This window comes from Paenibacillus pedocola (genome assembly GCF_031599675.1).
GTDB classification, from domain to species: domain Bacteria; phylum Bacillota; class Bacilli; order Paenibacillales; family Paenibacillaceae; genus Paenibacillus_AQ; species Paenibacillus_AQ pedocola.
In genome coordinates, this window is record NZ_CP134223.1 from 388975 (window position 1) to 413991 (window position 25017).

The window sequence follows — 25017 nt, forward strand, 5'->3', positions numbered from 1 at the left end:
AAAATGGATAATGGGGCTATAATTCCAGTTATTAAAGGGTAAAGGAGACAGGTTGCCTTGTCCGTACAAAAAGAAATGAAAGAACCTATTTATTATGGTGATCCGGCGGCCACGGACGGAATCTCCGTGTTCGATCAGGATTTTGATGATCTATTCAGTTATGATGGCGATGATCTAGGCCTAAGTTATACTCCTGCTCAATCCGCCTTTTGCCTATGGGCACCCACTGCATTTGAGGCTGAGGTTGTGCTCTATGAGTCATGGCAGGAAGCTGAAGGAGAACATTTGCCAATGACCCGGGATGTGCGGGGGGTCTGGAGGCTGAGGGTTGCCGGAGACTTGGATGGGAAGTTCTATACATACCGGGTGCGTGTCGGGGAGCAGTGGAATGAAGCGGCAGATCCATACGCCCGGGCTGTCGGAGTCAACGGAGACCGAGGCGCAATTCTCGATTTACGCAAGACTGACCCTGAGCGTTGGACTGACGGGAAGCCGCCTCTGGCCGATCCGGTCGATGCCGTAATCTACGAGCTGCATTTGCGTGACTTATCGGTCCATCCGGCGAGCGGCATTACCCATAAGGGACAATATCTTGGTCTGGCGGAAGAGGGCACCCGCGGTCCGGGCGGAATTCTTACCGGCCTTGATCATATTGCCGGCCTCGGGGTAACGCATGTGCAGCTGCTGCCTATCTACGACTATGCTACAGAAAGCGTGGATGAGACCAGGCTCAGTCAGCCCCATTATAACTGGGGATATGATCCGAAGAATTACAATGCGCCGGAAGGCTCTTATGCCACCGATCCTTATGTGCCGGCCGTACGCATCCGTGAATCGAAGACTATGATCCAGGCGCTGCATGACCGCGGTCTGCGGGTGATTATGGATGTGGTCTACAATCATGTATATGACGGGTTCCGCGTCAATTTCACCAAGCTGGTTCCCGGCTACTATTTGCGCTATAAGCCGGATGGCAGTCTGTCTAACGGGTCGGGCTGCGGCAATGATGTCGCCAGTGAACGGCTGATGATGTCCCGTTTTATTGTAGAATCCGTCCTCTACTGGGCCAGAGAGTATCATATTGACGGCTTCCGCTTTGATCTGATGGGACTGATTGATATTGAGACAATGCAGGAAGTCCGCCGCAGATTGGATGAGATCGATCCTTCGATCCTAACGATCGGCGAGGGCTGGATTATGGATACGGAGCTTGCTCCTTCGCGGCTGGCCAGCCAGAGTAACGCGGATGTGCTGCCGGGCATCGGTCATTTTAACGACGGCTTCCGTGATGCAGTGAAGGGTAACATCTTCCGGTATGAGGAGCCGGGTTTTATCGGCGGCAAGGGTGGCCTTGAACAGGCCGTGAAGACAGGGATTACCGGCGGAGTAGTGTACGGTCAAGCTACAGGACAGTTTGCTGATGAGCCGCAGCAGTGTGTGAACTTCGTGGAATGCCATGATAACCATACGCTGTGGGATAAAATCGTGCTGTCCTCGGAGGGGGTAAGCGATTCCCGCCGTGAAGCGATGCACCGCCTGGCCTCGGCCATGGTGCTGACGAGCCAGGGGATTCCGTTTGTTCACGCCGGACAGGAGTTCATGCGTACTAAGGATGGGGTTGAGAACAGCTATAAGTCGCCCGTTGAGATCAACCGCATGGATTGGGAACGCTGCGCTGCGCATACTAGTGATGTCGCTTATATGAGACGGCTAATCGCTTTGCGCAAGGCGCATCCGGCCTTCCGTCTACGCACTGCGGAAGAGATTCGCACCCGGCTCATTTTTGAGCGGTCGCCGGCCGGTACGGTCGCCTACACGTTGCGTGATCATGCCGGAGGAGACTCTGCTAAGCACTTGTATGTGCTCTATAATGCGAATCCGGACGGAGCTTCGCTGAGCCTGCCTTCCCTTGGGGAATGGAGCATCCTGTTCGGGGATGAGCTGGTCACGAGTGTTGCCGGAGGTAAGCTGGCAGTCCGGGGACTTGGAATGGTTGTGCTGGCTGTGCAGCCTTAGGCAGCCTTGCTATGTGCTTTGCCGGATAAGAAACGGATACTGCCCCTGAAAGGGGAGGTATCCGTTTTTTTTTTTGCATTTTATCGGGAATATATGTAAAGAGTACTTCACCTGTCGTAGTAGATGTGCTACACTTCAGTTACTACGACAGATGAAGTAATAAATGACCGCGTGTACGCTTACGAAGTAAGTTTTGCGGAGTTACCCAATGAAGCCTATGCTACAAAACTTTAAGTGTACGCTTACGAAGTAAGTTTTGCGAAGTAATCCAATGAAGCCTATGCTACAAAACTTTTAGGAGGGTAAATTTTGATCAGCAGTGATGTCATTCGGGGATACAACGATACGCTTATCCTTTACATGCTCCTCGATGGCGAATCCTACGGATATGAAATATCCAAGAACATCAGGAAGCTGTCGGACGAGAAATACATTATGAAGGAGACCACACTATATTCGGCATTCACCCGGCTGGAGAAGAACGGATATATTGATTCTTTTTTTATGGATGAGACGTTTGGCAAGAGGCGCACCTATTACCGGATTACTCCGCTGGGTCTGGCCTATTACCGTGAGAAATGCGAGGAATGGAAGGTCACGCAGGAGGTCGTCAATAAATTTATAAAGGAGCTGTAACAAGATGGATACCATTACCGGATATTTGAACAATATGTTCGCCTCTTTGCCCAGAACTGAGCAGACCTACAAGTTGAAGCAGGATCTGCTGTCGAGCATGGAAGACAAGTACTACGAACTGAAGCAGGACGGGAAATCGGAGAATGAGGCAGTAGGCATTGTCATTTCCGAGTTCGGCAACATTGATGAACTGATTGATGAGCTTGGGATCGCTGTGGAGGGAGCAGATTCACCGCTTCCGCAGCTAGCTCCGGAAGATACCTGGAGCTATATGGCTGCCAAGAAGAGAGCCGGCTTCATGGTGGGACTTGGCGTGATGCTGTGCATCGTCGGCCCAGCTTTACTGATTCTGCTTAGTACTCTTGCGGAATATGGTTTTCTGCAAGGGGTTATTTCCGGGGATACTGCCGGAATCCTTGGTGTGATCATTCTGCTTGTACTGGTGGCTCCAGCCGTCGGACTATTTATTTACAGTGGTACGGTGGCGGAGAAATATAAATATTTGCAAAAGGGCTTTACCCTGCCGCATTTTTTACGCACCGAAATTGAGCAGCGCAGCAGAGCATTCACTCCCACGTATACCCTTTCTCTGACTATGGGGGTATGCCTGTGTGTGCTGAGCCCGGTTCCGGTCATTACCTGGTCGATGATTAATGACGATGCTACCGCTTATGGTGTGGTCCTTCTGCTGGCACTGGTTGCACTCGCAGTCTTTCTGTTCATTTACTACGGAAGTATCAAGGACAGCTTCAAGTTCCTGCTCAAGGAAGAAGAGTATACTGACATCCCGGAAAAGAAAGAAGAAAACCGTATCAAGGGGTCCATTGCAGCCATCATCTGGCCGCTGGCCGTATGTATTTTTCTGATCAGCGGCTTTGTATTTGAACGGTGGGACATTAACTGGGTAGTGTTCCCGGTTACCGCTCTGCTGCTGGCAGTATTCAGCGCTGCTTATAATGCGTTAAAAGCCCAATAAGGCATCTCCAGACCGCTTTGCCCATTCCCCGGAATTTTATCTAAAAAAGTGACATTGCTCATTTAGGCGATAGTGGATAAATGATAATATTAAGGCATTTCAATCTAAGAAAGATCCTAACAGGGACTGTGAAGGGGCGGAAATCCGTCACATCACAACTTCTTGCTTTGCTGCTTTACAGTGACAAATAATTAGTCGGTGACGGAGAGTAACGGCCAATCAGAGAAACTCGGAGGATGACAGGAATGGGTAAAACAACCGGATTTTTAGAGTATCAGCGGCAGGCTCCTGCGGAGTGCGAGCCTTTAGAACGCATTAAGAACTGGGATGAATTTTTAATACCAATGGATGAAGAGAAGCTGAAGGAGCAAGGGGCGCGCTGTATGGACTGTGGAACACCATTCTGTCATGTGGGGCGTCTGCTCTCCGGGATGGCATCCGGCTGTCCGCTGCATAATCTGATTCCCGAGTGGAATGACTTAGTATACCGCGGCAACTGGCAGGTAGCATTGAAGCGCCTGCATAAGACCAATAACTTTCCGGAGTTTACAGGACGTGTCTGTCCCTCGCCTTGCGAAGGGGCTTGCACCGTAGGACTTAACGGCAAGCCGGTAACCATCAAATCCATTGAGCGGTCGATTGTAGATAGAGGTTTTGCTGAGGGCTGGATCGTTCCTGAGCCTCCTTTGGTCCGTACAGGCAAGAAGGTAGCCGTAGTCGGCTCCGGCCCTGCAGGACTCGCCTGTGCGGCACAGCTCAACAAGGCTGGACACACCGTAACTGTCTATGAACGGGCAGACCGGATCGGTGGACTGCTGACGTACGGGATTCCCAATATGAAGCTGGATAAGCAAACCGTTCAGCGGCGGGTGGATCTTCTGGCTGCCGAAGGGATTACCTTTGTGACGCGGACCGAAATCGGCAAAGATATTACGGCTTCACAGCTCCAGGAAGACCATGATGCCGTTGTGCTATGCGGCGGCTCGACGCAGGCGCGTGACCTGCCGATTGAGGGACGTGATCTTCGCGGGATACACCAGGCGATGGAGTTTTTGACGCTGAACACGAAGAGCCTGCTTGATTCCGGTCTGGCAGACGGAGAATATCTCTCTGCTGCAGGCAAAGATGTAGTAGTTATCGGCGGCGGCGACACTGGTACCGACTGCGTGGCGACTTCCATCCGCCATGGCTGCCGCAGTGTAATTCAGCTTGAAATTATGCCGCAGTCTCCACTGACCCGTCAGGCCAACAACCCTTGGCCGGAATGGCCAAAGGTACTGAAGGTGGATTACGGGCAGCAGGAAGCAGCTTCCTTGTACCAGGAAGATCCGCGCCGCTATCTCGTTTCTTCGAAACGTTTTGTCGGAGATGATGGCGGACATGTCCAGGAACTGCATACCGTACGGATAGAGTGGACCCGTAATGAGCAGGGGCGGATGATTCCAGTGGAAGTGCCGGGCAGCGAAGAAGTAATTAAGACGCAGCTCGTGCTGCTGGCCCTTGGCTTCACGGGACCTGAAGATACAGTGCTGGATCAGCTTGGAGTGGAGCGTGATGAGCGTTCCAATGCCAAAGCGGAGTTCGGTACGCAAACTACCAATATCGAGGGCGTATTTGCGGCCGGAGACATGCGCCGTGGACAGAGTCTTGTAGTCTGGGCGATTGATGAAGGACGTCAGACCGCGCGGGAAGTGGACCGCTATTTGATGGGCTCCTCCAATCTGCCTTGATTAATCCGTGAATACGAAAGTATGCGACACGACAGGACGCCAACGGCGTCCTGTTTTGCGCTCCGGGTACAAGAGGAAGTAAGATTAATAGGAAAGCGAATAAGGGAAGGGAAGATCACCTGATGAAACTAATGTTTATCTCCGATATTCATGGCTCACTGTTTTGGCTGGAACGGGCTTTAGAAAAAGCTGAGCAGGAACAGCCGCATACCCTTGTGATCTTGGGGGATTTTTTGTATCACGGACCGAGGAATCCGCTGCCGGAGGGGTACGACCCGCAAGGCGTTGCTGCCCGGCTGAATGCCTACGGCAAATCGCTTGTGGCTGTGCGCGGTAATTGCGATGCTGAGGTGGATCAGATGCTGCTGCAGTTTCCGATGATGGGCGATTATGTGCTGATCCTTCATGAAGGCAGAAAAATTTACGCCACCCACGGTCATGGCTTCAGCATCGATCAATTGCCTCCGCTCGTTCCGGGTGATGTCTTTATCCAGGGGCATACCCATCTTCCGGTAGCAGACGTAAAGGAAGGTATTTATGTACTTAATCCGGGTTCGATCTCTTTGCCCAAAGAGAACAATCCGCATTCTTACGGGATTATGGTTGACGGGAAATACACCATTAAGGACTTTGAAGGCAATGTGGTGAGAGACATACAATTGTAAGGATAAGGTGAGCGAAGCAATGCTATTGTGCAGGCTTATCATAGGAGTACTGGTTTAAGAGCTCATCCAGAATCACAGACTGCTCAATGACCTTGGGATGAGTAAAGTACCCGTATATTTTCTCTGTCTGATAAAGCTTCGTCCGGGCTTTTTCCACTTGAAGCAATAATAAATCAAGATTATTCTGCATAAAACCCCCTCCTTAAGAGTATGTTAGTACATGCTGTCAAAAAGCAGAATGGTGAAAAATGTGCGGAAACCAAAGAAGAAGCTGTGCCATTGGCGCAGCTTCTTCTTTGGTTCTATTTTATTATAATCCTACCTGTAGTTGCTAAAAGACTGCGGAAAACTCTTAACCCCCGGCACCATGGGTCATAGGCTGAAACACATTAGCTTGAATTGAATCGCTGCTGCTGGCATACGCAGGTACGGCAAGGAGAAGCACAATACTAGCTACTGACAGTAATAATGCCATCTTTCTCTTCATTGATCTTTTGCACCTCGCTAATGGAATTTGTGTACCTCTGAATTACTTCCGGGGATGCAGATACCCGGTGTTTCTCGAATAACCCCACACATTTAACAATGTTGGTGTCATTTCTTATAGTAACAGATGATTCCAAACTCTCTAGTAAGTAATGGAAGCCAAATTCGAATTTATTTCGGCTAAGATGGTAAATCGCTAACTCGGTCAGAAACCGGGTATATCGGTCACCCGTTAATTGCTGATTGAATTTACCTAAGCGGCTGTGCTGTTCTCTGTAGGACAAATGGTCCTTAAAGCGCTCAAGAATGTCATCAACATTAAACCCGTAACGGTTAGCAGCCTGCATAATTTTGAATAAGGCCGGGAAAATCTCGTCTTCCTTGGTTTCAACATAATGTATATATTCAGGCAGCACCTCGACTTGACCGGCCATTAAGCGGTACAAATACATATTGGCCGTTGCCCATTCCTGAAACTGCTCCATAACCCGCTGTTCTTCTTGGCTGTATGGAGTATTTACCCAGCTCATATCGGAGTATAAGGAAGCATGATACAGAGCGTTATCATAATTGCCGAGTTCATCGGAAACCAATGACCGCAATAAATGTGCATACAATATATAGTAAATAAGCGGTCGTGTTGGCTGCTTCTGGGTGCTTTCTTTTTTTGTGGTTTGCTTATACTGCAGGCTGGCTTTTTGGCCTAAAAGCTCGGCTAGCTCATCAACCTTCTCCCAGCGGTGCATGGAAGCAAATACATCGGCCAGATGCTTAAGCGCATCGAGCTGATCGGCTTCGTCCAGGCGCTCTACATAGGGTTCGAATTGATTGGCGGCATGCAGGTTCGCATCCTGGCTCTCACTGAGCCCGATTGTAAACAGTCTATAACGGCAGAGGGCGAGTCGTTCGGAATGCTGGAAACGTTCACCTTCTGCGACACTTTCGTATATCAGTGCAGCGGCGGCACGGCTGCCCTGATTGAACAGCTCTTCGGCCGTATCAAACAGCATGGGGGAGTATATCAGCTTGTCCATAATGTGCTGGACTACACGGTGGATGCAGTCGAGTTTATTCAGTTCTGCGCACCGCTGGAGGAGAGGTCCGATCCGCCGCCAGTCCGGAGCGCCGTTAATAATGTAATTATCGACATACAGCTCATAAAAATAGCCTTCAGGCAGATCCATGGCTATGGTGATTCGGTCAAGCTGCTGCATTGCAATCGGACGATGTCCCTGGATCACATTGCTGAGTGTACCGGAATTCATTCCCGAGCGGGCGGCAAATTTTGAAATCGTCAAAGCTTCTCTTTTCATGTAATCTTCGAGCTCTGTTAGGATCGTTGATGCAGGTTCCAAGTCATGACCACCTTTCACGCTGTAGGTCCGGCAATTATAATTGTACATCTTCCAGTATTATACAAAATCTAACGATGGTCAATATTAGAGATACGTCGTATATGTGAACATGCTGTTTTCTGGCAATTGAGCGTGTCACCAGTTTATTGTATGATGGGTAAGGAGCTTTTTAGTAGTGAGAATACGCTCCAAATTTAACCAGTAGAGGTAGCTAACGAATGTATCCTAAAGAATTGAACTATACAATGCCCGCGGAATGGGACAAGCATGAACGGACCTTCATCTCCTGGCCGGTGCAGGCGTCGATGGTATTTCCGGATAACTATAAAGCAGTAAGCGAAGGCTATACTGAGATTATACAGGCGATTGCCGAGTTTGAGCCAGTAACAGTTATAGTAAATCCTGAAGAATTGGAAGCGGTCGAGGCTTTGGGCCTTGGATCCAATGTAACGCTTTTGCCGATCCGGCATAATGATGCCTGGCTGCGTGATAACGGGCCGACGTTTGTTGCGGCTGGGGACGGGAAGCTCGCCGGTGTGAACTGGAAGTTCAATGCCTGGGGCGGCAAATATATGCCTTGGGACCTCGATGATGAGGTGGCCCCGCAGATTCTGGAGCAGCTGCAGGTTGAACGGTTTGATGCACCGCTCGTCATGGAGGGAGGCTCGATCCACACCGATGGTGAAGGAACACTGATTACCACGGAGGAGTGCCTGCTTAATACCAACCGCAATCCCGAGCTTAGCCGCGAAGAAATTGAGGATTATGTGCGCAAATTCACTGGTGCAGAGTCGATCATCTGGCTGAAACGCGGTCTTAGCGGCGACGAGACTGACGGACATGTCGATAATATTGCTTGTTTTGCCGCACCGGGCAAAGTGATTATCCAGGTGTGTGAAGATCCGCAGGACGAGAATTATGAGATTACCCTGGAGAATCTGCGTATTCTGGAGAATGCAGTGGATGCTAAGGGCCGGAAGCTGGAGATTATCCGGATTGCCCAACCTCCGCGGGTTGATTATGAGGACAGCCGCCTGACGCTCAGCTACTTGAATTTTTATTTTGTCAACGGCGGCATCATCCTGCCGGTGTTCGGCGGTACGGCTGCAGAGACGGATAAGCTGGCTGAGCAGCAGCTGGCCAAGCTATTCCCTGACCGCAGAATCCGTACGGTGAACGGTATGGCCGTGATTGGTGAGGGCGGCAATGTGCACTGCACTACCCAGCAGATGCCGGCAAGGAAATAAATGAATTTTGGCAAGGAGGACTAACAACGTGAGAAAAGTAAAGGTAGCCGCAACACAAATGAGCTGTTCCGGCGACATTGATGAGAATATCCGCAAGGCTGAAGTCCTGGTTAGAGAAGCGGCATCACAGGGAGCGCAGATTATTTTGCTGCAGGAGCTGTTCGAAACACCGTATTTCTGTCAGAAGGAAAAGTCCGATTATTACGCGTATGCTACTGAGCTTGAGCACAACAAAGCCGTGAACCATTTCAAGGCAATCGCCAAAGAGCTGCAGGTAGTGTTGCCCATCAGTTTTTATGAGAAGAAAAACTATGCGCGTTACAATTCGCTGGCGGTCATTGATGCCGACGGAACCGTAATGGGCAAGTACCGCAAGAGTCATATTCCGGACGGTCCCGGGTACGAGGAGAAGTTCTACTTCAATCCCGGTGATACCGGCTTTAAGGTATGGAATACCCGCTATGCCAAAATCGGCGTGGGCGTCTGCTGGGACCAGTGGTATCCGGAAGCGGCCAGAGTGATGAGCCTGATGGGGGCGGAAATTCTGTTCTACCCGACAGCCATCGGTTCAGAGCCGCAGGACGGCTCCATCGATTCTAAGGACCACTGGCAGACCTGCATGCTGGGTCATGCGGCGGCGAACCTGATTCCCGTCGTGGCTTCTAACCGGATCGGTGAAGAAACGGACGAGGAATCCAGCATTAACTTTTACGGCTCCTCGTTCATCGCCGGCCCGCAGGGCAACAAGATTGTCGAAGCCGGGCGGGATGAGCAGGCGGTACTGGTCAGCGAATTCGATCTGGATGCCCTTGAGGTCGGCCGGATTGAATGGGGGATTTTCCGCGACCGCCGTCCCGAGCTGTACCGGATGATTTCTTCCTATGACGGTGATCTGACGTTTTAAAAGATAAGAATCTATAGGCTTCACCCCTAAATCGGCCGTCTCTATTGGTCGGCAATGATGCTAAAAGGCTATCTCCTCGGAGATAGCCTTTTTTGTGTTCCGGGATTGTCAGATGCGGGAGGAGTGACAGTAAATGTTACAATCTATTGATAATATGTCATGTAATCTAACACAATAAAGAAAAGTTAATTGTCACCACTGCTTTAATCTGATAAAATCTCTTTAAGTATTTTACAAAAACAGTGGGGGGATTGGAGTATGGGGATCGGGAAAAAGTGGGCCATGTCAGCTTTAGCTGCATGTTTCGTGCTAACGATGGTGGGCTGCGGCTCAAATAACAATGCGGCAAGTAATGGTGCAGCGGGTGAAATGATCAAATTCGCCAGTGACGCCAGCTATGCACCGATGGAGTATATGGATACGGACACCATCAAGGGCTTTGACATTGATTTCATCAAAGCGGTTATGGAAGAAGCGGGGATTAAATACTCGGTAACCAATACCGGCTGGGATACGATGCTTACAAGCGTGAAGCAGGGGACGGAATATCAGGCCGGTCTTTCTTCCGTATCCATCACAGATGAACGCAAGGAAACCTATGACTACTCCATTCCTTATTTTGAATCGACGAACATGATCATGGTCAAAGAAGGCAGTGACATTAAGAACGCTCTGGACCTGAAGGATAAAGTGGTAGCGGTTCAGGGGGCTACGACAGCCGATGATCTGATGAGCGGAATCATGGGTGTCGACAACGCCAACCTGAAACGCTTTGACAGCAATGCAGTGGCGCTGATGGAGCTGAACAGCGGCGGAGCCGATGCGGTTGTAGCGGATATTGCCATCGTGAATGAATATATCAAGAACAATCCGAATGAGAAATTGACCGGAATTATTGATAAGGAAAACTTCGGTTCCGAGTACTACGGCATCCTCTATCCTAAAGGCAGTGAATGGAAAGCCAAGCTCGACCCGGCGATCAAGGCGATCATTGAGAACGGGAAGTATGCGGAAATCTACAAAACATGGTTCGGGGAAGAGCCGGATACGGCCACTCTTCTGAGCGCGGAGTAAGGCGGGGAAACAACAAAGCATGCGTAATGATTGCTATTGCGCATGCTTCTTTTTTTGAAGAGAGCAATAGAGAAAGATAGACGCAGAAGAGAAGGGAAGAGTTCTATGGATTTCAGATTTGACATCATCGTTCATTATTTACCGGTTTTATTGCGAGGGACACTGTTTACGATCGGCGTATCCATCGTCTCGATTCTGTTCGGCTCGATTCTGGGGCTGGGCATCGGATTCGGCAAAATGGCGCCAAAGGCCATCTTCCGCTGGCCCTTTCATTCTTACATTAACTTTTTCCGGGGGACGCCGCTGTATGTGCAGATTCTGATCGTACACTTTGGGGTGATTCCTGCTTTTTACGGTACGACTAATGTGCTTCTGACTTCGTTTGTGGCGCTTTCACTGAACTCGGCCGCTTATTCCGCCGAGATTTTCCGTGCAGGTATCCAGTCTATCGATCCCGGGCAGCGTGAAGCGGCCTTATCGCTTGGAATGACCAAATGGCAGGCCATGCGCTTTATTATTTTGCCGCAGGCGATCAAACGGATGGTTCCGGCGTTCGGGAATGAATTTATTGTTCTGGTCAAGGATTCCTCTCTGCTGGCGCTGGTAGCTGCCCCTGAAATCATGTACTGGAGCAACACGATGAAGGGCCAATATCTGCGGATCTGGGAACCGTATCTGACTGCTGCCCTGATCTATTTCATCCTTACCTATTCCCTCAGCAAGCTGCTCAATTATATCGAACGGAAGGTGTAAGTTCATATGGAGCCTATTATTTCAGTAAGACATTTGCATAAATCCTTCGGAGCCCACAGGGTGCTGACGGATATTAACGTGGATATTCACAGCCGGGAGGTTGTGGTGGTAATCGGACCTTCGGGTTCGGGCAAATCGACCTTTTTGCGCTGTCTCAATTTGCTGGAGCAGCCGCAGGACGGCGATATCATTATTGAAGGCACTTCCTTGATGGCCAAAAGCACAAGGATTAACGATATCCGTACAGAGGTTGGCATGGTGTTCCAGCAGTTCAATCTGTTTCCGCACAAGAAGGTCATCGAGAATATTATGCTGGCACCGATGCAGGTCCGTAAGTGGCCCGAGGACAAGGCGCGGCAGAAGGCACTGGAGCTGCTGCAGAAGGTAGGTTTAAGCGAAAAGGCAGAGATGTACCCCGCTTCTCTCTCCGGGGGGCAGTCACAGCGTGTAGCGATCGCCCGGGCGCTTGCCATGGAGCCGAAGATCATGCTCTTTGACGAGCCGACGTCGGCGCTGGATCCGGAAATGGTCGGCGAAGTGCTTGCCGTAATGAAGGATTTGGCCCGTGAGGGAATGACTATGGTTGTGGTTACCCATGAGATGGGCTTTGCCCGCGAAGTAGGGGACCGGGTGCTGTTTATGGAGCAGGGGATTGTTGTGGAGGAAGATGCGCCGGAGCGGTTGTTCGGCAATCCGTCACATGAGCGTACCAGGGAATTTTTGTCGAAGGTTCTGTGAAAATCTGGCAAACTAGAATATTACATTTCAATCGGTTATATTAGAAGAGTAGGCGGGAGTGTCGATGAATACACCAGATATCTGTCGAAAGACGGAGGGGAGGCTCTCTAATATCTTTAGTTATCATAACTTATAATGATAGAAGGAGAATACGATGAGCACATTTAAAAATTGGCTGAACACAACTAAAAGCGGACTGACTGAACAGGTTAAGAAATTTAAAAATAAAGATTTCATGAATGCGGTCGTTGCGGGCTGCGCTTTAGTGGCTGCTGCAGACGGCAAGATTGAAGAGGCTGAGAAGAACAAAATGGCCGGATACATGAACCTCAGTAACGAACTCAAGGTATTTGATATGAGAGATGTCATTACCCAGTTTAACTTCTATGTCAGCAATTTCGAATTCTCCCCGGAGATCGGCAAACAGGAAGCGCTCAAGTCCATCGCTAAATTTAGCGGCAAACCGGAAATCGGCCGCGTCATTGTAGGAGTATGCTCTGCCATCGGGGCGGCTGACGGTGATTTTGATGAGCAAGAAAAGGCTGTTGTACGGAATATCTGCAGTGTGCTGGGACTCAGTCCAAGCGAATTCAGCCTCTAAGGCCTGCTGGATATTTGCCATTAATTCGATGAAACGAAACAGGTTCTTGACCGTATCACTGATATAACATCCTCATGCTAGACTTACAGGCTGTGATTCTTTTCGGAAACGGAGGTACTTGAAATTGGCTGGAATTAATCTGGTAAAAGGTCAGAAGATTGATTTAACTAAAGGTAATGCCGGGCTGTCGAATGTCATTGTAGGTTTGGGCTGGGACCCCGCCGAGCCTGCCCGCGGGTTCTTCGGTGTGAAGAAACAGGCGAATGTGGACTGCGATGCCTCAGCACTGCTGCTAAGTGAGAACGGCAAGCTGGTCAATAAAACAAATCTTGTATGCTTCCACAACAAACAGAATCCGAACAATTCGGTTGTTCACTCCGGGGACAACCTGACCGGTGACGGTGATGGAGACGACGAACAGATCATGGTCAATCTGAAGGCGATCCCTTCCGATGTGCACAAGGTTCTGGTTGTGGTTAATATTTATGATGCCGTCAACCGCAAGCAGGATTTCGGAATGATCAAATCCGCGTACATCCGTATCATGAATGCTGCAGGCAGCGGCGAGCTGGTCCGGTTTAATCTGACGGATAATTACACAGGCTTTACGGCGCTTATCTGCGGGGAGCTTTACCGCCATGGCGAGGAATGGAAATTCGCGGCGATCGGTGAAGGATCCCATGCAGCACATATTAATCAACTGGCTGAACGATACATCTAAATCTAATAGAAGAGAGGTTTCTACTCATGGCGATTAATTTATCTAAGGGACAAAAGATTGATTTGACGAAATCCAATCCAGGCTTGACCAAAATTACAGTCGGCCTTGGCTGGGATACCAACAAATATGACGGCGGCAAGGATTTTGACCTTGACGTGTCCGTATTTTTGACCAATGCAAGCGGCAAGGTTGCTAAAGAGACCAACTTCATCTTCTTTAACAATAAGCAGAATGAGAATGGTTCGGTAATTCATACCGGAGATAACCGCACCGGCGACGGCGAAGGCGATGATGAGCAGATTCAAGTGGATCTTCCCAATATCCCGGCTGACGTGGAGAAGATTGCCTTCACGATCACCATCTATGAAGCTGAGCAAAGAAGCCAGAACTTCGGACAGGTATCCCGCTCGTATGTACGCATCCTGAACGAAGCCAACGGTGAAGAATTGATCCGGTTCGACCTCGGGGAAGACTTCTCCATTGAAACCGGCGTAGTTGTCGGCGAATTGTACCGCAATGCCGGCGAATGGAAATTCAGCGCAATTGGCAGCGGCTACAAGGACGGCCTGGCTGGCCTTACCCGTGATTACGGATTGCAATAAATCAGGAAAGAAGGTATTAGCCAGTGACAATCAGTCTTTCCAAAGGACAGCGGATCGATCTTACTAAGACCAATCCGGGTCTGACGAAAGTGGTAGCAGGGCTAGGCTGGGATACGAACAAATATAGCGGAGGCAAAGACTTTGACCTGGATGCTTCAGCATTCCTGCTGCATGAGGACGGCAAGGCTAAGGGTGAAGATGACTTCGTATTTTATAACAACCCGAACGGTGGCGCAGGCTCCGTAACGCATTCTGGCGATAACCGTACAGGTGCAGGCGATGGGGATGACGAGCAGGTGCTTATTGATTTCAGCAAAGTGCCTGCACATATCCAGCGTATTGGGGTTACGGTAACCATTTATGACTATGAAGCACGCGGCCAGAATTTCGGACAGGTATCCAATGCGTTCGTGCGTGTAGTCGATGCCGGTAATGACCGCGAAATTCTGCGTTATGATCTCGGCGAGGATTTTTCAACCGAGACGGCAGTAGTATTCTGCGAGTTTTACCGTCATGGTGCGGACTGGAAATTCCAGGCGGTGGGCAGCGGCTTTACCGGCGGTCTCAGCGCATTATGCAGAAACTACGGGCTGGATGCGCAATAGCAGCATTAGTCGGCTTCAAAGGCGGGATCCTCGGTGATCCTGCCCTTTTTATACATGAAAGCTATTAGTTAAAGGTCAAAGGTGGCTTAACCAATGAGCGTAGAAGCAGTGAAAGGTCAGAAGGTCGATCTGACCCGCGGAAACCCCGGACTTAAATCTCTGATCGTAGAGATCGGCTGGCGTGCTCCGGCATCAATGGAAATTGATGCTTCTGCTTTTTTACTGGGAGCACAGGCAAAAGTAAGCAGCGACGAGGATCTGATCTTCTATAATAATCCTGTTACACCTTATATCAGCTATAAGGATATACCGGTTGCCGAATCAAGCGGCCTAAAGCACTTCGAAATCGAACTGGACAAGGTCCCCACTGAAACAATGAGGATCGCATTTGCAATTACACTTTATAACGGTGAGAGCCGAAATCAGATGTTCGGGCAAATGGGAGATGCTCATTGCCGGATTCTGAACCGGGCAACCGGGGAAGAAATCATGCGATGTAATCTTGGAAATCATTTCTCTGTGGAAACGGCTGTTGTAGTAGGAGAATTATATAGATATAACAGTGATTGGAAATTCAGCGCTATTGTAGCTGGTTTTGATGGCGGGCTTAAGGCGTTATGCGGTAACTATGGCATTGAGGTGGAGGACGAGCCTGCTTCCCCTGAACCGAAGGGTCCGGGAACATCTCCTGAGCTGAAGCCGGCCTCTAGGGCTGGGACTGCTCCGCCATCTCCGTCAGTACCCGTACCGCCGGCCCTGGCAGACAGTGCTCCCGCGCCAGCGCTGAATCTCAATCTGAAGAAGATTGAACTGAAGAAAAAAGGCGATTCGATTAATCTGAAGAAATCTGCCGCCGGTCTTGGGGAAGTGCTTATTAATCTGAACTGGAACCAGCGGCAAGGCGGAGGATTGTTCGGCCGCAAGGGCGGCATAGATTTAGACCTCGCTTGCCTGTATGAATTGAAGGATGGAAGAAAAGGTGTTGTTCAGGCACTGGGCAATGCTTTTGGCAATCTTCAGCAGCCGCCTTATGTGATGCTGGATGGCGATGACCGCACCGGTTCCGTGAAATCAGGCGAGAATCTGCGGATCAACGGCAGTAGGGTTGCCGAGATCAGACGGGTCCTGATCTTTGCTTTTATCTATCAGGGAGTGACCCATTGGTCTGAAGCAGATGGTGTTGTTACGATTCATCAAGGCGATGGACCGGATATTATCGTGAATCTGGACGAGCATAACAACCGCAAAGGGATGTGTGCGATTGCGCTTATACAGAACGTCGGTGATGAAACATTCAGTATTGAGCGGCTCGTGCAGTATTTCAGCGGCCATAAGGATATGGATCAGGCCTATGGATGGGGATTGCGCTGGGTAGCGGGCAGCAAATAATTTTATTTTCCGGAGGCGCAAAGCGAGATGGATTGGTTTAGTGATTTTTTTAGAAGCATCAGTGATAATTATGGACATTTCTTTTCTTGGAGTGATATAGCCGGAACGCTTTCTGACCCGGTGAGCTGGGGAATTATCGGCAGTCTGGTCCTGCTGGAAGGGCTGCTCTCCGCCGATAACGCACTTGTGCTTGCGGTCATGGTCCGGCATTTGCCGAAGGAACAGCAGAAGAAGGCGTTGTTTTACGGGATTCTGGGAGCTTATTTGTTCAGATTCCTGGCCATTGGCCTGGGGACGTATTTAATTGAATTTACACTCGTCAAAGTTCTGGGTGCCCTGTACCTCTTTTACATTGCTTATAAAGGATTATTTAAAGGCGGCGGAGAAGAAGGGCATACGGAGAACAAAGGCACCTCTTTCTGGAAGACGGTACTCCTTGTTGAATTAATGGATATTGCTTTCAGTATTGACAGTGTTATTGCAGCCTTCGGTCTAAGCAGTGAAGTATGGGTGCTCTTCCTGGGCGGTATTCTCGGCGTACTCATGATGCGTGGCGTAGCCCAGGTGTTCCTGAAGCTGATTGCCAGATTCCCGGAATTGGAGCAGGCCGCATTCCTGCTCATTGCCATTATTGCCGCTAAGATGCTTGCCGGAGCCTTTGGATTTGAAATGCCGCATGTGGTGTTCTTTACCATTCTGATTGCGGTCTTTGTGGGTACCATTCTGTACAGTTCCGCGAAGAAAAAGAAGGAAATCGACAAAGAAGCCTAATAGTCACAGCAGTTTTGTAGGGAGGGAAACCTCCACAGGGAAGGTGGAGTACTCCTCCCGGGTAATCGTATATGTAGTAGCTTGGCCTTTGCTTGTATTGGAGAAAGCCGGAAGCCGTCCCCGATAGGACGGCTTAACCGGTTCTGCAGCTCTCTATAAGGAGAGGCTATTCTTTTTTTGAAATAGAAGGATGATTTAGGGGGAACGGCCTTTGAAATATTTCGATTACCTGACTCAGGAACAAGAAACGTCATTATTCTACTCTCCGCCTGTTGCATTCAATCATAGAACCAGCAAGGAACTGCTTGCCTATGCCGTTGGCGCAGCCCTCTATATGCCTGCTACCCGTGCCAGCGTTGCCGAAGATATTCTGAAGCTCAGAGGGGCGGGTCTGGTCACGGTAATCATCGATTTGGAGGATGCCATTGGCGATGGAGAGGTCTGTTTCGCTGAAGAGTCGGTGTTTAGGCATCTTTCTTTTCTGTCCGCCTATACCGAGAATGAGCCTGAACCTGAGAACGGCCTTCCGCTGATTTTTATCCGTGTCCGAAGCCCCGAACAGCTGCAGCAGCTGATTTTCCGGTTGGGTTCCCTGATTACGATGCTGACCGGCTTCGTCTTCCCCAAATTCTCGGCAGAGAACGGTGTGGATTTTTTTGAAGCCATTGCCGATTATAACAGCTCGCGCAGCTATTCTGCACCCGTGCTGTACGGCATGCCGATTCTGGAGAGTGCCCCGATTATTTACCGGGAGAGCCGGATTGACAACCTGCTGGCGATCCGCAATCTGCTCGGTGATTACCGCGACTATGTGCTGAATGTCCGAATCGGGGCAACCGATTTCTCCAGCCTGTTCGGATTGCGCCGCAGCCCGGATATCAGTATCTATGACCTTACCCCCATCCGTGACTGCATGTCGGATATCATCAATGTATTCGGACGGGTGGAAGAGGGCTATGTCATTTCAGGCCCCGTGTGGGAATATTTCGGGAACAAGGGACAAAGGGGACTCCGTCCGCAGAGCCAGCAGATATCATTTGAGGATGCCTACGGCAGGCTGAATTATTTCTCCAGACCGATGGAGGGCCTGATCCGTGAAGTAACTTTGGATAAAGAGAACGGCATCATAGGCAAAACGATCATTCATCCTTCCCAGCTTAGACCCGTCCAGGCCTTGTACACAGTTCAGCATGAGGAGTACGTGGATGCGTTAAGTATTGTGGAGAGCAATGATGGCAGCCGTGGTGTATTTAAAAGTGAATATTTTAACAAAATGAATGAAATTAAGCCGCATCTGAACTGGGCGAAACGTATTTTACTACGATCTCAAGTATACGGGGTGTTACATGAACAACAGCATTTTACCTTCTTACTACCCGCGAACGAATATTCACACGTTTAATATTGTTGAAAATCTGCAGGTTACAGTAACCGAAACATCCAACCCCTTTCATATGCCGGTTGAATCGTTATTTTCAATGGCTGCCCGGATTAATAAAAAACGTTCGTTCCTCTTTGTCAGCAAAGTGCTCGGCAAGCATATTCCGGTGAACCCCTATACTCCGCTGCTTAGCGGAGCTGCACTGGGACTGCTGCTGTACCGCGAAATGGGCGGTGAGGCGGGCGGTGATACGATGGACGAGCTGCTGGACCAGGCGGTTCACGGCCTGATTCATCCGCTCTATGCGGAAGAGGCTTACCGGAAACTGCTGGCAGCACGCCTTACGCTTCCGCGTCCCGTTGTCTTTATTGGTTTTGCTGAGACGGCTACCGCTCTGGGCCATAGTATGTACAACATGTTTGCCGGCGGAGCGTCATATATTCATACTACCCGTGAGGATATTCCGGAGATGGAATCGGTCGTTAGCTTTGAAGAAGAGCATTCCCACGCGGTTGACCATCTCTGCTATGCGCTGAATGCTGGCCTGCTGTCAGGGGAAGAGCCGGTTATCCTGGTGGATGATGAGATTACGACCGGGAATACAGCCATTAACACCATTCGTGATATCCAGTCTAAATTCCCGCGCAGGGAATATGTAGTGGCCTCGCTGCTGGACTGGAGAAGTGATGCTAATATTCAAGCTTACCGGGACCTGGAGCAGGAGCTGGGCGTTAAGATCAGAGCCTTATCGCTGCTGCAGGGAACGATTGATGTAAAAGGTGTGCCTCTCTTAGAGGCGGACGGACGCAAAGGCCGGGTGGATGCCGACACGGGAGTGCCAGTAGTGATTACTTACGTAAGAGACAGGCTGGAGCGGCTGAAGGTCAGCTCCACTGATTCCTGCGGGGAGATCAATCGCTCGCCTTACCTGAAGCTAAGCGGACGTTTCGGCCTCGAATCGGCCGATAATGCGGCAATAGATCAGGAGGTTGCGCGGGTGGCGGAACAGCTGCGCAACCTGCGCGAAGGAAGCCGCACACTGGTGATGGGCGTAGGAGAATTCATGTATCTGCCGATGCGGATTGCTGCGGAGATGGGGGAGGGAGTATCCTACCAGTCCTCTACCCGCAGCCCGATTCATCCCGAGCGCAGGCCGGACTACGGGGTGCACAGCGCGTACGCCTATCCGTCAGCCGGTGATCCTGCAATCACAAACTACATTTATAATGTGGATCACGGCCAGTATGATGATATTTTTGTCCTCCTTGAACGTGAGGTGCCGGCTCAGCGCATTAAGCTGATGACAGATATTCTAAAGGGACTGGCGGGCAGCAAAGTGCATCTGATCGTACTGGCTCCTGAACAGGAAGGGGAGGCCGCGGCAGATGAAGGGGACAGATAGTCAGGAGCGTGTGATGCGCCACAGAATAACACCTCCGGTTCCTATGGGCAGCTACCCCCCGGCAGACGTTACTTTTCTGCTGAAGGATCTCAGCGATATTTCACTGGAGCTGGGGACGGCGGAGCGGGAGAAGGCAATCCAGTCTGGAGTGAGTTATTCCGAGATGCTGCCGGTGGAATATCAGCCAACGGAGCAGTATATTGAGTTGTTCCAGGAGACGCTGCGGGAATCTGCAGCGAAGGTGGCCCTGGCGGTTGCGGTAGTCTCCGAGCGGATTGTGGCTCAGCGGGGAACGGAGGGTACCGTGCTTGTCTCCCTGGCCCGGGCCGGAACGCCGGTAGGCGTGCTGATCAAACGCTACATCGCCGAAACCTATGGTGCTGAACTGCCGCACTACAGCGTCTCGATTATCCGCGGCAAAGGCCTGGATGAAAACGCCATTCTCTACATTCTGCAGCAGCATGGGGCAGGGGCCAAGCTGCAGTTCGTGGATGGCTGGACAGGCAAGGGCGCGATTACCCGTGTTCTTATGGAATCCTGCGCCGGATTTCATAAGAAGTATGGGATTGCCTTGAACGATGATCTCGCTGTGCTGGCTGATCCCGGACATTGTTCCGGGACCTATGGAACCAGAGAAGATTATCTAATTCCCAGCGCTTGCCTCAACTCGACGGTATCAGGCCTGCTGAGCCGTACGGTACAGCGGAATGATCTTATTGGCCCGGGAGACTTTCATGGAGCCAAATTCTACAGAGAATGGCTGGATAACGACTATTCTAATGTATTCATCGGGGCAATTACTCCTTATTTTGCTTCTGTGAGGAAGCAGGCTGTTGCCGTTGCTGAGGAGATGCAGGCCTCTCCGCCGGAGGTATCCTGGCGGGGAATGCGTGATATACAGACCCTTCAGGCGAAGTTCGGGATGGACAATATCAATCTGATCAAACCAGGTGTAGGTGAAACAACCCGGGTATTGCTGCGCAGAGTGCCGTGGAAGATTATTGTCGATACTAAGAACAATCCGAATCTGCGCCATATTCTGCTGCTTGCAGAAGAGCGTGGGGTCCCGGTAGAAGAATACCCTGGGCTGGCCTATTCCTGCTGCGGCATTATCAAGCCGCTCACGGGAGGGGAAGCCGAATGATCTATGCCAGCGATTTGGACCGGACGCTAATTTATTCGCTTGGCGCGCTCTGCGTCCCCGAGGATACCCCGGGGCTTGTGCCTGCCGAGATTATTAAAGGGAAGACAACCGCGTATATTTCCCGTAAGGCTCTGGAGCTGCTTCAGGAGCTTACGGCGAACGTTATTTTCATGCCGGTAACTACTCGCACCATAGCGGAATACAAGCGGATTAACCTGTTCCAGGAGACACTTATCCCGGATTATGCGGTCACGAGCAACGGCGGCAATATCCTTGTGGGCGGAGTGGTAGATCAAGAGTGGCGGAGTCATATCGGCAGGCTGGTGGAGCAGAATTCTGCTGCGGCAGCAGAAGTGAGGGAAATTGTCCGGTCTGTAGTGCGTACAGATTGGATTATCAGCGAGCGTTACTGTGATGAGCTGTTCTTTACGTATATGGTATATCGCGATCTTCTGCCGTTGGATGAGATTAATCATATGTCCGAGCGTTTGCACGGACTGGGCTGGAGAGTTTCTCTACAGGGCCGCAAGCTGTACATAGTGCCGGAGGCTGTGAATAAAAGCGATGCCATTATCCATGTGCGGCGTACCGTCCGTTCGGAGCCCATGGTAGCTTCGGGCGATTCGCTGCTGGATAAGAGTCTGCTGGAAAGTGCCGACTATGCCATAGCTCCCTGCCACGGAGAAATATTTGCCGAGCAGCAGGTGACTCAAGTAAAATTAAACTATCCGTTTACGCAGCAGAGAGGTGTTTTTGCCGGGGATGAGATCATGTTATATGTAAGGGAGATTTATAACAATCTATCGACATTGGGAGTTGGGCCGAAGTGAAGAAGGTAAATATTTATTTCAACCGCTGGTTTTCCGTGGCTTATCATTATATGAATCTCATCCGCAATAACGAGGATGGTGTTCCTGTACAAATCTTTGCTACCCACCCCGATATCAGGCATATGTCGCTGCAAGGCGCCGATGTCGCCGGTACCGAACCGGCTGTTACAGGCATTGAATACGTCCAGTTCTGTATCGATTTTTGCCGCCGTAATGAGATTGATATTTTCATTCCCCGCCTGCATATGATGGATATCGCCCTGCATGCGGCGCAGTTTGATGCGATCGGTACGAAGGTGCTGGTATGCCGTGATCTGGACCTGCTGGAAATGATGCTGGACAAAGGCAAGTTCTATGAAAAGGTTAAGGAAAGCGGAATTATGGAAATTCCTGAATACCATGTAGTCAATACTGCGGAACAGTTCAAGAGGGCATATGAGGATCTTGTAGCCAAGGGACTCCGGGTCTGCTTCAAGCCGACCGAAACCGAAGGGGGATTAGGTTTCCGGATTATCAACAATAGCCGCAGTCCTCTGCAGGAGCTGTTCGGCTATGTGACGCAGCATATTTCCTTCGATGAAGCCTACCGCGTTCTATCCGGCGCAGAAACCTTCCCCGACCTGATGGTAATGGAGCTGCTCGAAGGGTATGAGTACAGTATAGATTGTCTGGCCGATGAGAATGGCAGGCTGCTGGCGGCAGTGCCACGCCGCAAGGATACCGGACGCCTGCGGGTGATGGAGCATATTCCTGAGCTGGAGCTTATCGCAGAACGGGTAGCTGAAACGTACCGGATTCCGTTCAATTTTAATATTCAGATGAAGTATGGCGGTTCCATTCCTAAGCTGCTGGAGATCAACCCCCGCATGTCGGGAGGTCTGCATGTCTCCTGTCTGTCAGGCATTAACTTTCCATACCTGGCGGTCAAAAGCGCGCTCGGCGGTGAGGTCCAGCCTGTAAGCTTCGGTGAGAATGTCCTGGCAAGCCATGTGGAACAGCCGATGATTATGAAAATATTTGCTGAATCTACCATTCAAGACGCTGTGAATTAAGCAAACTGCAGGAAGCCTGCAAGAGGTGAGAATAATGAATTCAAAATCAAAAGTACTACTGTACGCGGCTGCCGGATATGTAGTGGCGGTATTAACCAGCGGTTTCCTGCCGGAGCTGCTGTCCCTGCTGCTGCCGGTAGCTGGAGCTGCGGCCGGCCTTTGGGGCGGCAAGCGCACACATGTTAACCTCCCTGCGGAGGTTCTTCCGGCCGGACAGGCTCCGGCAGCGGTCGCGCCGGCACCTGCGGCCAGCCGCGCTGTAACGCGGGAAGCGGCAGCCGGAGGTGCAGATACAGCTGGACAAGCTGATGCAGCCGGCAGAGGGCACGCCGAGATTAAGATCGGAGCAGAGTTTGCTCCGGTTGTAGAGTATCTGGTCATTCTGGAGGATATGATTATTTCGGAAGGCCAGAAGGACACCCTGGATAATGAGATCGTCGAGAAATCACTGGCGCTCTTCGCAAGAATCCAGCGTGTTCTTCCGCTGCTGCAAGAGCTGGGCAACGGTGAGATTAACCATACCGTCCGCAGACTGGTTCTGAAGGATCTGAACGGCGTGATCAATCCGTTCCTGCGGCTGGGCGGCGAAGCGAAGACGAAAAACCGGAGAATGCTGCTGAACGGTCTGCGGGATGTCGATTCCAAAATATCGGATATCGCCTCAACGATCGAACATAAAGACCTGATGGAACTTCAGACCAAGGCGGAACTGATTCATCAGCGCTACAGCAGTTCCGAATTATAGGAGGGAACCCCATGTCCACGCAGTTGATGCAGCTCAAGAAAGAAGATGAGCAGAAGGTAGTCGAGGAAGCCTCGCAATTAATTGAAAAGGTAGCAAAAACGGATACTGTAGCTCTCGATTCCTTAATGGACGATATCGGCAAGCTGGGGGTAAAGACTCAGGAAAAGGCTGGCCAAACCCTGAAGCTGCTGGATCGCCCGGTGAATGACCTGATGTCCGGCAAACGCGTCGAAGTGCCCAATATGATTATGAAGCTGCGCAATGAATGCGAAACGCTGCAGCAGAGCAAGAATGTAAGCTTCTTTGGCAAAGTGCTCCGCAAAAGCCCGCTAAAGAATTACGTCTACAAATATCAGTCCGTCCGCACGAATATTGACGCCATTGTTACCGGTCTGCGTGACGGCCGCGACACGCTCGAAGAGAGTATCGTCAATATGCGGCAGCTGAAGCGCACCTCCATGGAGGAGATATACAATCTGCAGACCAAAATCGCCTTCGGTAACAAGCTGAAGGAATTGTTCGAGGTTGAAATCGCCAAACCGGAGAATGAGTTCCGCAAAGCCTATCTGGAGCGCGGCCTGCGCAAGGTCATGGTCCGGATCCAGTCGATGACCGAGATGATCCTGCTCTACAATCAGGCGATTGCCGCTACAGATATCATCAACGACAATAATGACAAACTCATCGATTCCGTTAACAACGCGATTGATAAAACCTCCAACCTGATCACCGTGTCGGCGATGATTGCCATGTCTCTGGCGGATCAGGAGAATGTCATTTCCGCTGTGGAAGCGACGAACAAAACGATTGAGGACCAGTTCAAGGAGAATGCGCGTCTGCTGCGCACTACAACCGAGAAGACTACAGAGCTGCTGTCCAAGCCTTCGATGTCTCTTGAAGCAGTGAATCAGGCTATCGGCGATCTGCTCAGTGCCCTAGATACGTCTGAGCAGTCCAACCGCCGGATTATCGAGAGCTGCCAGGATTATACGTCCAAGATGACGACAATCAATACGCAGCTGAACAACCGGCTCGGACTGAACGAAGGTTCCCAGCCGCAGGCGCTGAAGCAAGCGGGTACAGATAGCGAGCTTAGCAGCTTTTTGAACTAACGGAGCTAGCAGCTTTGATTTGAGGTTAAGTCCGCCGGACCATCCGGCGGGCTTATTTCGTTTATAATCTGTTATTATTTTG

General features: G+C 50.5%; 25 protein-coding genes. 23 read left to right on the forward strand and 2 right to left on the reverse strand.

Features of this window, described 5'->3' with window-relative positions; all coding sequences use genetic code 11:
* Nucleotides 1–57: 57 nt before the first annotated feature.
* From pulA to yfcE, 5 genes are all read left to right on the forward strand, one after another.
* Nucleotides 58–2016, forward strand: coding sequence for a type I pullulanase (pulA, locus tag QU597_RS01710; RefSeq protein WP_310831092.1), 1959 nt, complete (start codon nucleotides 58–60; stop codon nucleotides 2014–2016).
* Nucleotides 2017–2325: 309 nt separating this feature from the next.
* Nucleotides 2326–2652, forward strand: coding sequence for a PadR family transcriptional regulator (locus QU597_RS01715; protein WP_310831093.1), 327 nt, complete (start codon nucleotides 2326–2328; stop codon nucleotides 2650–2652).
* Between the two features lie 4 nt (nucleotides 2653–2656).
* On the forward strand, nucleotides 2657–3628 hold the full coding sequence (locus QU597_RS01720; RefSeq protein ID WP_310831094.1) for a permease prefix domain 1-containing protein: 972 nt from the start codon (nucleotides 2657–2659) through the stop codon (nucleotides 3626–3628).
* A gap of 245 nt (nucleotides 3629–3873) precedes the next feature.
* Nucleotides 3874–5358 (forward strand): glutamate synthase subunit beta, encoded by a 1485-nt coding sequence (locus QU597_RS01725; RefSeq protein WP_310831095.1) that lies wholly within the window; start codon nucleotides 3874–3876, stop codon nucleotides 5356–5358.
* Nucleotides 5359–5480: 122 nt separating this feature from the next.
* Nucleotides 5481–6023: a phosphodiesterase gene (gene yfcE, locus QU597_RS01730; RefSeq protein ID WP_310831096.1), complete on the forward strand. Its 543-nt coding sequence runs from the start codon at nucleotides 5481–5483 to the stop codon at nucleotides 6021–6023.
* A gap of 22 nt (nucleotides 6024–6045) precedes the next feature.
* Here the strand turns inward: yfcE and QU597_RS01735 are convergent, their stop codons facing one another.
* The gene (locus tag QU597_RS01735) at nucleotides 6046–6213 is read right to left on the reverse strand and encodes an aspartyl-phosphate phosphatase Spo0E family protein (RefSeq protein ID WP_310831097.1); all 168 of its coding nucleotides are present in this window, start codon (nucleotides 6211–6213) and stop codon (nucleotides 6046–6048) included.
* Between the two features lie 259 nt (nucleotides 6214–6472).
* Entirely contained in the window at nucleotides 6473–7864 is a 1392-nt protein-coding gene (locus QU597_RS01740; RefSeq protein ID WP_206102891.1) for a helix-turn-helix domain-containing protein, read from the reverse strand.
* Between the two features lie 218 nt (nucleotides 7865–8082).
* Here QU597_RS01740 and QU597_RS01745 point away from each other — a divergent pair, with 218 nt between their 5' ends.
* From QU597_RS01745 to QU597_RS01830, 18 genes are all read left to right on the forward strand, one after another.
* Nucleotides 8083–9111: an agmatine deiminase family protein gene (locus QU597_RS01745; RefSeq protein ID WP_310831098.1), complete on the forward strand. Its 1029-nt coding sequence runs from the start codon at nucleotides 8083–8085 to the stop codon at nucleotides 9109–9111.
* Between the two features lie 28 nt (nucleotides 9112–9139).
* Complete coding sequence (aguB, locus tag QU597_RS01750) at nucleotides 9140–10015, forward strand: N-carbamoylputrescine amidase (protein WP_310831099.1); 876 nt, start codon at nucleotides 9140–9142, stop codon at nucleotides 10013–10015.
* 258 nt (nucleotides 10016–10273) lie between these two features.
* Nucleotides 10274–11089 carry a transporter substrate-binding domain-containing protein gene (locus QU597_RS01755; RefSeq protein WP_206102894.1) on the forward strand — a complete coding sequence of 272 codons (816 nt, stop codon included), beginning with the start codon at nucleotides 10274–10276 and terminating at the stop codon, nucleotides 11087–11089.
* A 105-nt stretch (nucleotides 11090–11194) separates the two neighbouring features.
* Nucleotides 11195–11842, forward strand: coding sequence for an amino acid ABC transporter permease (locus QU597_RS01760; protein WP_206102895.1), 648 nt, complete (start codon nucleotides 11195–11197; stop codon nucleotides 11840–11842).
* Between the two features lie 15 nt (nucleotides 11843–11857).
* Complete coding sequence (locus QU597_RS01765) at nucleotides 11858–12580, forward strand: amino acid ABC transporter ATP-binding protein (protein ID WP_206104939.1); 723 nt, start codon at nucleotides 11858–11860, stop codon at nucleotides 12578–12580.
* Between the two features lie 154 nt (nucleotides 12581–12734).
* Complete coding sequence (locus tag QU597_RS01770) at nucleotides 12735–13181, forward strand: tellurite resistance TerB family protein (RefSeq protein WP_206102896.1); 447 nt, start codon at nucleotides 12735–12737, stop codon at nucleotides 13179–13181.
* A 124-nt stretch (nucleotides 13182–13305) separates the two neighbouring features.
* Complete coding sequence (locus QU597_RS01775; RefSeq protein ID WP_054943215.1) at nucleotides 13306–13902, forward strand: TerD family protein; 597 nt, start codon at nucleotides 13306–13308, stop codon at nucleotides 13900–13902.
* Between the two features lie 26 nt (nucleotides 13903–13928).
* A complete protein-coding gene (locus QU597_RS01780) occupies nucleotides 13929–14504 on the forward strand; it encodes a TerD family protein (protein WP_310831100.1) in 576 nt (191 codons plus the stop codon).
* A 23-nt stretch (nucleotides 14505–14527) separates the two neighbouring features.
* Nucleotides 14528–15109, forward strand: coding sequence for a TerD family protein (locus tag QU597_RS01785; RefSeq protein WP_206102898.1), 582 nt, complete (start codon nucleotides 14528–14530; stop codon nucleotides 15107–15109).
* Nucleotides 15110–15202: 93 nt separating this feature from the next.
* Nucleotides 15203–16498: a TerD family protein gene (locus tag QU597_RS01790; RefSeq protein WP_310831101.1), complete on the forward strand. Its 1296-nt coding sequence runs from the start codon at nucleotides 15203–15205 to the stop codon at nucleotides 16496–16498.
* A gap of 27 nt (nucleotides 16499–16525) precedes the next feature.
* Nucleotides 16526–17269 (forward strand): TerC family protein, encoded by a 744-nt coding sequence (locus QU597_RS01795; RefSeq protein WP_310831102.1) that lies wholly within the window; start codon nucleotides 16526–16528, stop codon nucleotides 17267–17269.
* 211 nt (nucleotides 17270–17480) lie between these two features.
* Nucleotides 17481–18671: an HpcH/HpaI aldolase/citrate lyase family protein gene (locus QU597_RS01800; protein WP_310831103.1), complete on the forward strand. Its 1191-nt coding sequence runs from the start codon at nucleotides 17481–17483 to the stop codon at nucleotides 18669–18671.
* A 76-nt stretch (nucleotides 18672–18747) separates the two neighbouring features.
* Complete coding sequence (locus QU597_RS01805) at nucleotides 18748–20052, forward strand: phosphoribosyltransferase family protein (protein WP_310833205.1); 1305 nt, start codon at nucleotides 18748–18750, stop codon at nucleotides 20050–20052.
* Nucleotides 20036–21196 (forward strand): cysteine protease StiP family protein, encoded by a 1161-nt coding sequence (locus tag QU597_RS01810; protein WP_310831104.1) that lies wholly within the window; start codon nucleotides 20036–20038, stop codon nucleotides 21194–21196. The genes QU597_RS01805 and QU597_RS01810 overlap by 17 nt, the downstream gene beginning before the upstream one ends.
* On the forward strand, nucleotides 21193–22026 hold the full coding sequence (locus tag QU597_RS01815) for an HAD family hydrolase (RefSeq protein ID WP_310831105.1): 834 nt from the start codon (nucleotides 21193–21195) through the stop codon (nucleotides 22024–22026). The genes QU597_RS01810 and QU597_RS01815 overlap by 4 nt, the downstream gene beginning before the upstream one ends.
* Nucleotides 22023–23078 (forward strand): ATP-grasp domain-containing protein, encoded by a 1056-nt coding sequence (locus tag QU597_RS01820; protein ID WP_310831106.1) that lies wholly within the window; start codon nucleotides 22023–22025, stop codon nucleotides 23076–23078. The genes QU597_RS01815 and QU597_RS01820 overlap by 4 nt, the downstream gene beginning before the upstream one ends.
* Before the next feature lie 34 nt (nucleotides 23079–23112).
* Complete coding sequence (locus QU597_RS01825; RefSeq protein WP_310831107.1) at nucleotides 23113–23823, forward strand: hypothetical protein; 711 nt, start codon at nucleotides 23113–23115, stop codon at nucleotides 23821–23823.
* An 11-nt stretch (nucleotides 23824–23834) separates the two neighbouring features.
* A complete protein-coding gene (locus tag QU597_RS01830; protein WP_206102906.1) occupies nucleotides 23835–24935 on the forward strand; it encodes a toxic anion resistance protein in 1101 nt (366 codons plus the stop codon).
* The last annotated feature ends 82 nt before the right edge of the window (nucleotides 24936–25017 follow it).

Excerpts from the sequence above, each read along its gene's own strand:
- QU597_RS01720 (WP_310831094.1), top strand. The coding sequence starts at position 2,657 with ATGGATACCATTACCGGATATTTGAACAATATGTTCGCCTCTTTGCCC.
- QU597_RS01725 (WP_310831095.1), top strand. The coding sequence starts at position 3,874 with ATGGGTAAAACAACCGGATTTTTAGAGTATCAGCGGCAGGCTCCTGCG.
- yfcE (WP_310831096.1), top strand. The coding sequence starts at position 5,481 with ATGAAACTAATGTTTATCTCCGATATTCATGGCTCACTGTTTTGGCTG.
- QU597_RS01735 (WP_310831097.1), bottom strand. The coding sequence starts at position 6,213 with ATGCAGAATAATCTTGATTTATTATTGCTTCAAGTGGAAAAAGCCCGG.
- QU597_RS01745 (WP_310831098.1), top strand. The coding sequence starts at position 8,083 with ATGTATCCTAAAGAATTGAACTATACAATGCCCGCGGAATGGGACAAG.
- QU597_RS01755 (WP_206102894.1), top strand. The coding sequence starts at position 10,274 with ATGGGGATCGGGAAAAAGTGGGCCATGTCAGCTTTAGCTGCATGTTTC.
- QU597_RS01760 (WP_206102895.1), top strand. The coding sequence starts at position 11,195 with ATGGATTTCAGATTTGACATCATCGTTCATTATTTACCGGTTTTATTG.
- QU597_RS01770 (WP_206102896.1), top strand. The coding sequence starts at position 12,735 with ATGAGCACATTTAAAAATTGGCTGAACACAACTAAAAGCGGACTGACT.
- QU597_RS01780 (WP_310831100.1), top strand. The coding sequence starts at position 13,929 with ATGGCGATTAATTTATCTAAGGGACAAAAGATTGATTTGACGAAATCC.
- QU597_RS01790 (WP_310831101.1), top strand. The coding sequence starts at position 15,203 with ATGAGCGTAGAAGCAGTGAAAGGTCAGAAGGTCGATCTGACCCGCGGA.
- QU597_RS01795 (WP_310831102.1), top strand. The coding sequence starts at position 16,526 with ATGGATTGGTTTAGTGATTTTTTTAGAAGCATCAGTGATAATTATGGA.
- QU597_RS01805 (WP_310833205.1), top strand. The coding sequence starts at position 18,748 with ATGGCTGCCCGGATTAATAAAAAACGTTCGTTCCTCTTTGTCAGCAAA.
- QU597_RS01810 (WP_310831104.1), top strand. The coding sequence starts at position 20,036 with ATGAAGGGGACAGATAGTCAGGAGCGTGTGATGCGCCACAGAATAACA.
- QU597_RS01815 (WP_310831105.1), top strand. The coding sequence starts at position 21,193 with ATGATCTATGCCAGCGATTTGGACCGGACGCTAATTTATTCGCTTGGC.
- QU597_RS01825 (WP_310831107.1), top strand. The coding sequence starts at position 23,113 with ATGAATTCAAAATCAAAAGTACTACTGTACGCGGCTGCCGGATATGTA.
- QU597_RS01830 (WP_206102906.1), top strand. The coding sequence starts at position 23,835 with ATGTCCACGCAGTTGATGCAGCTCAAGAAAGAAGATGAGCAGAAGGTA.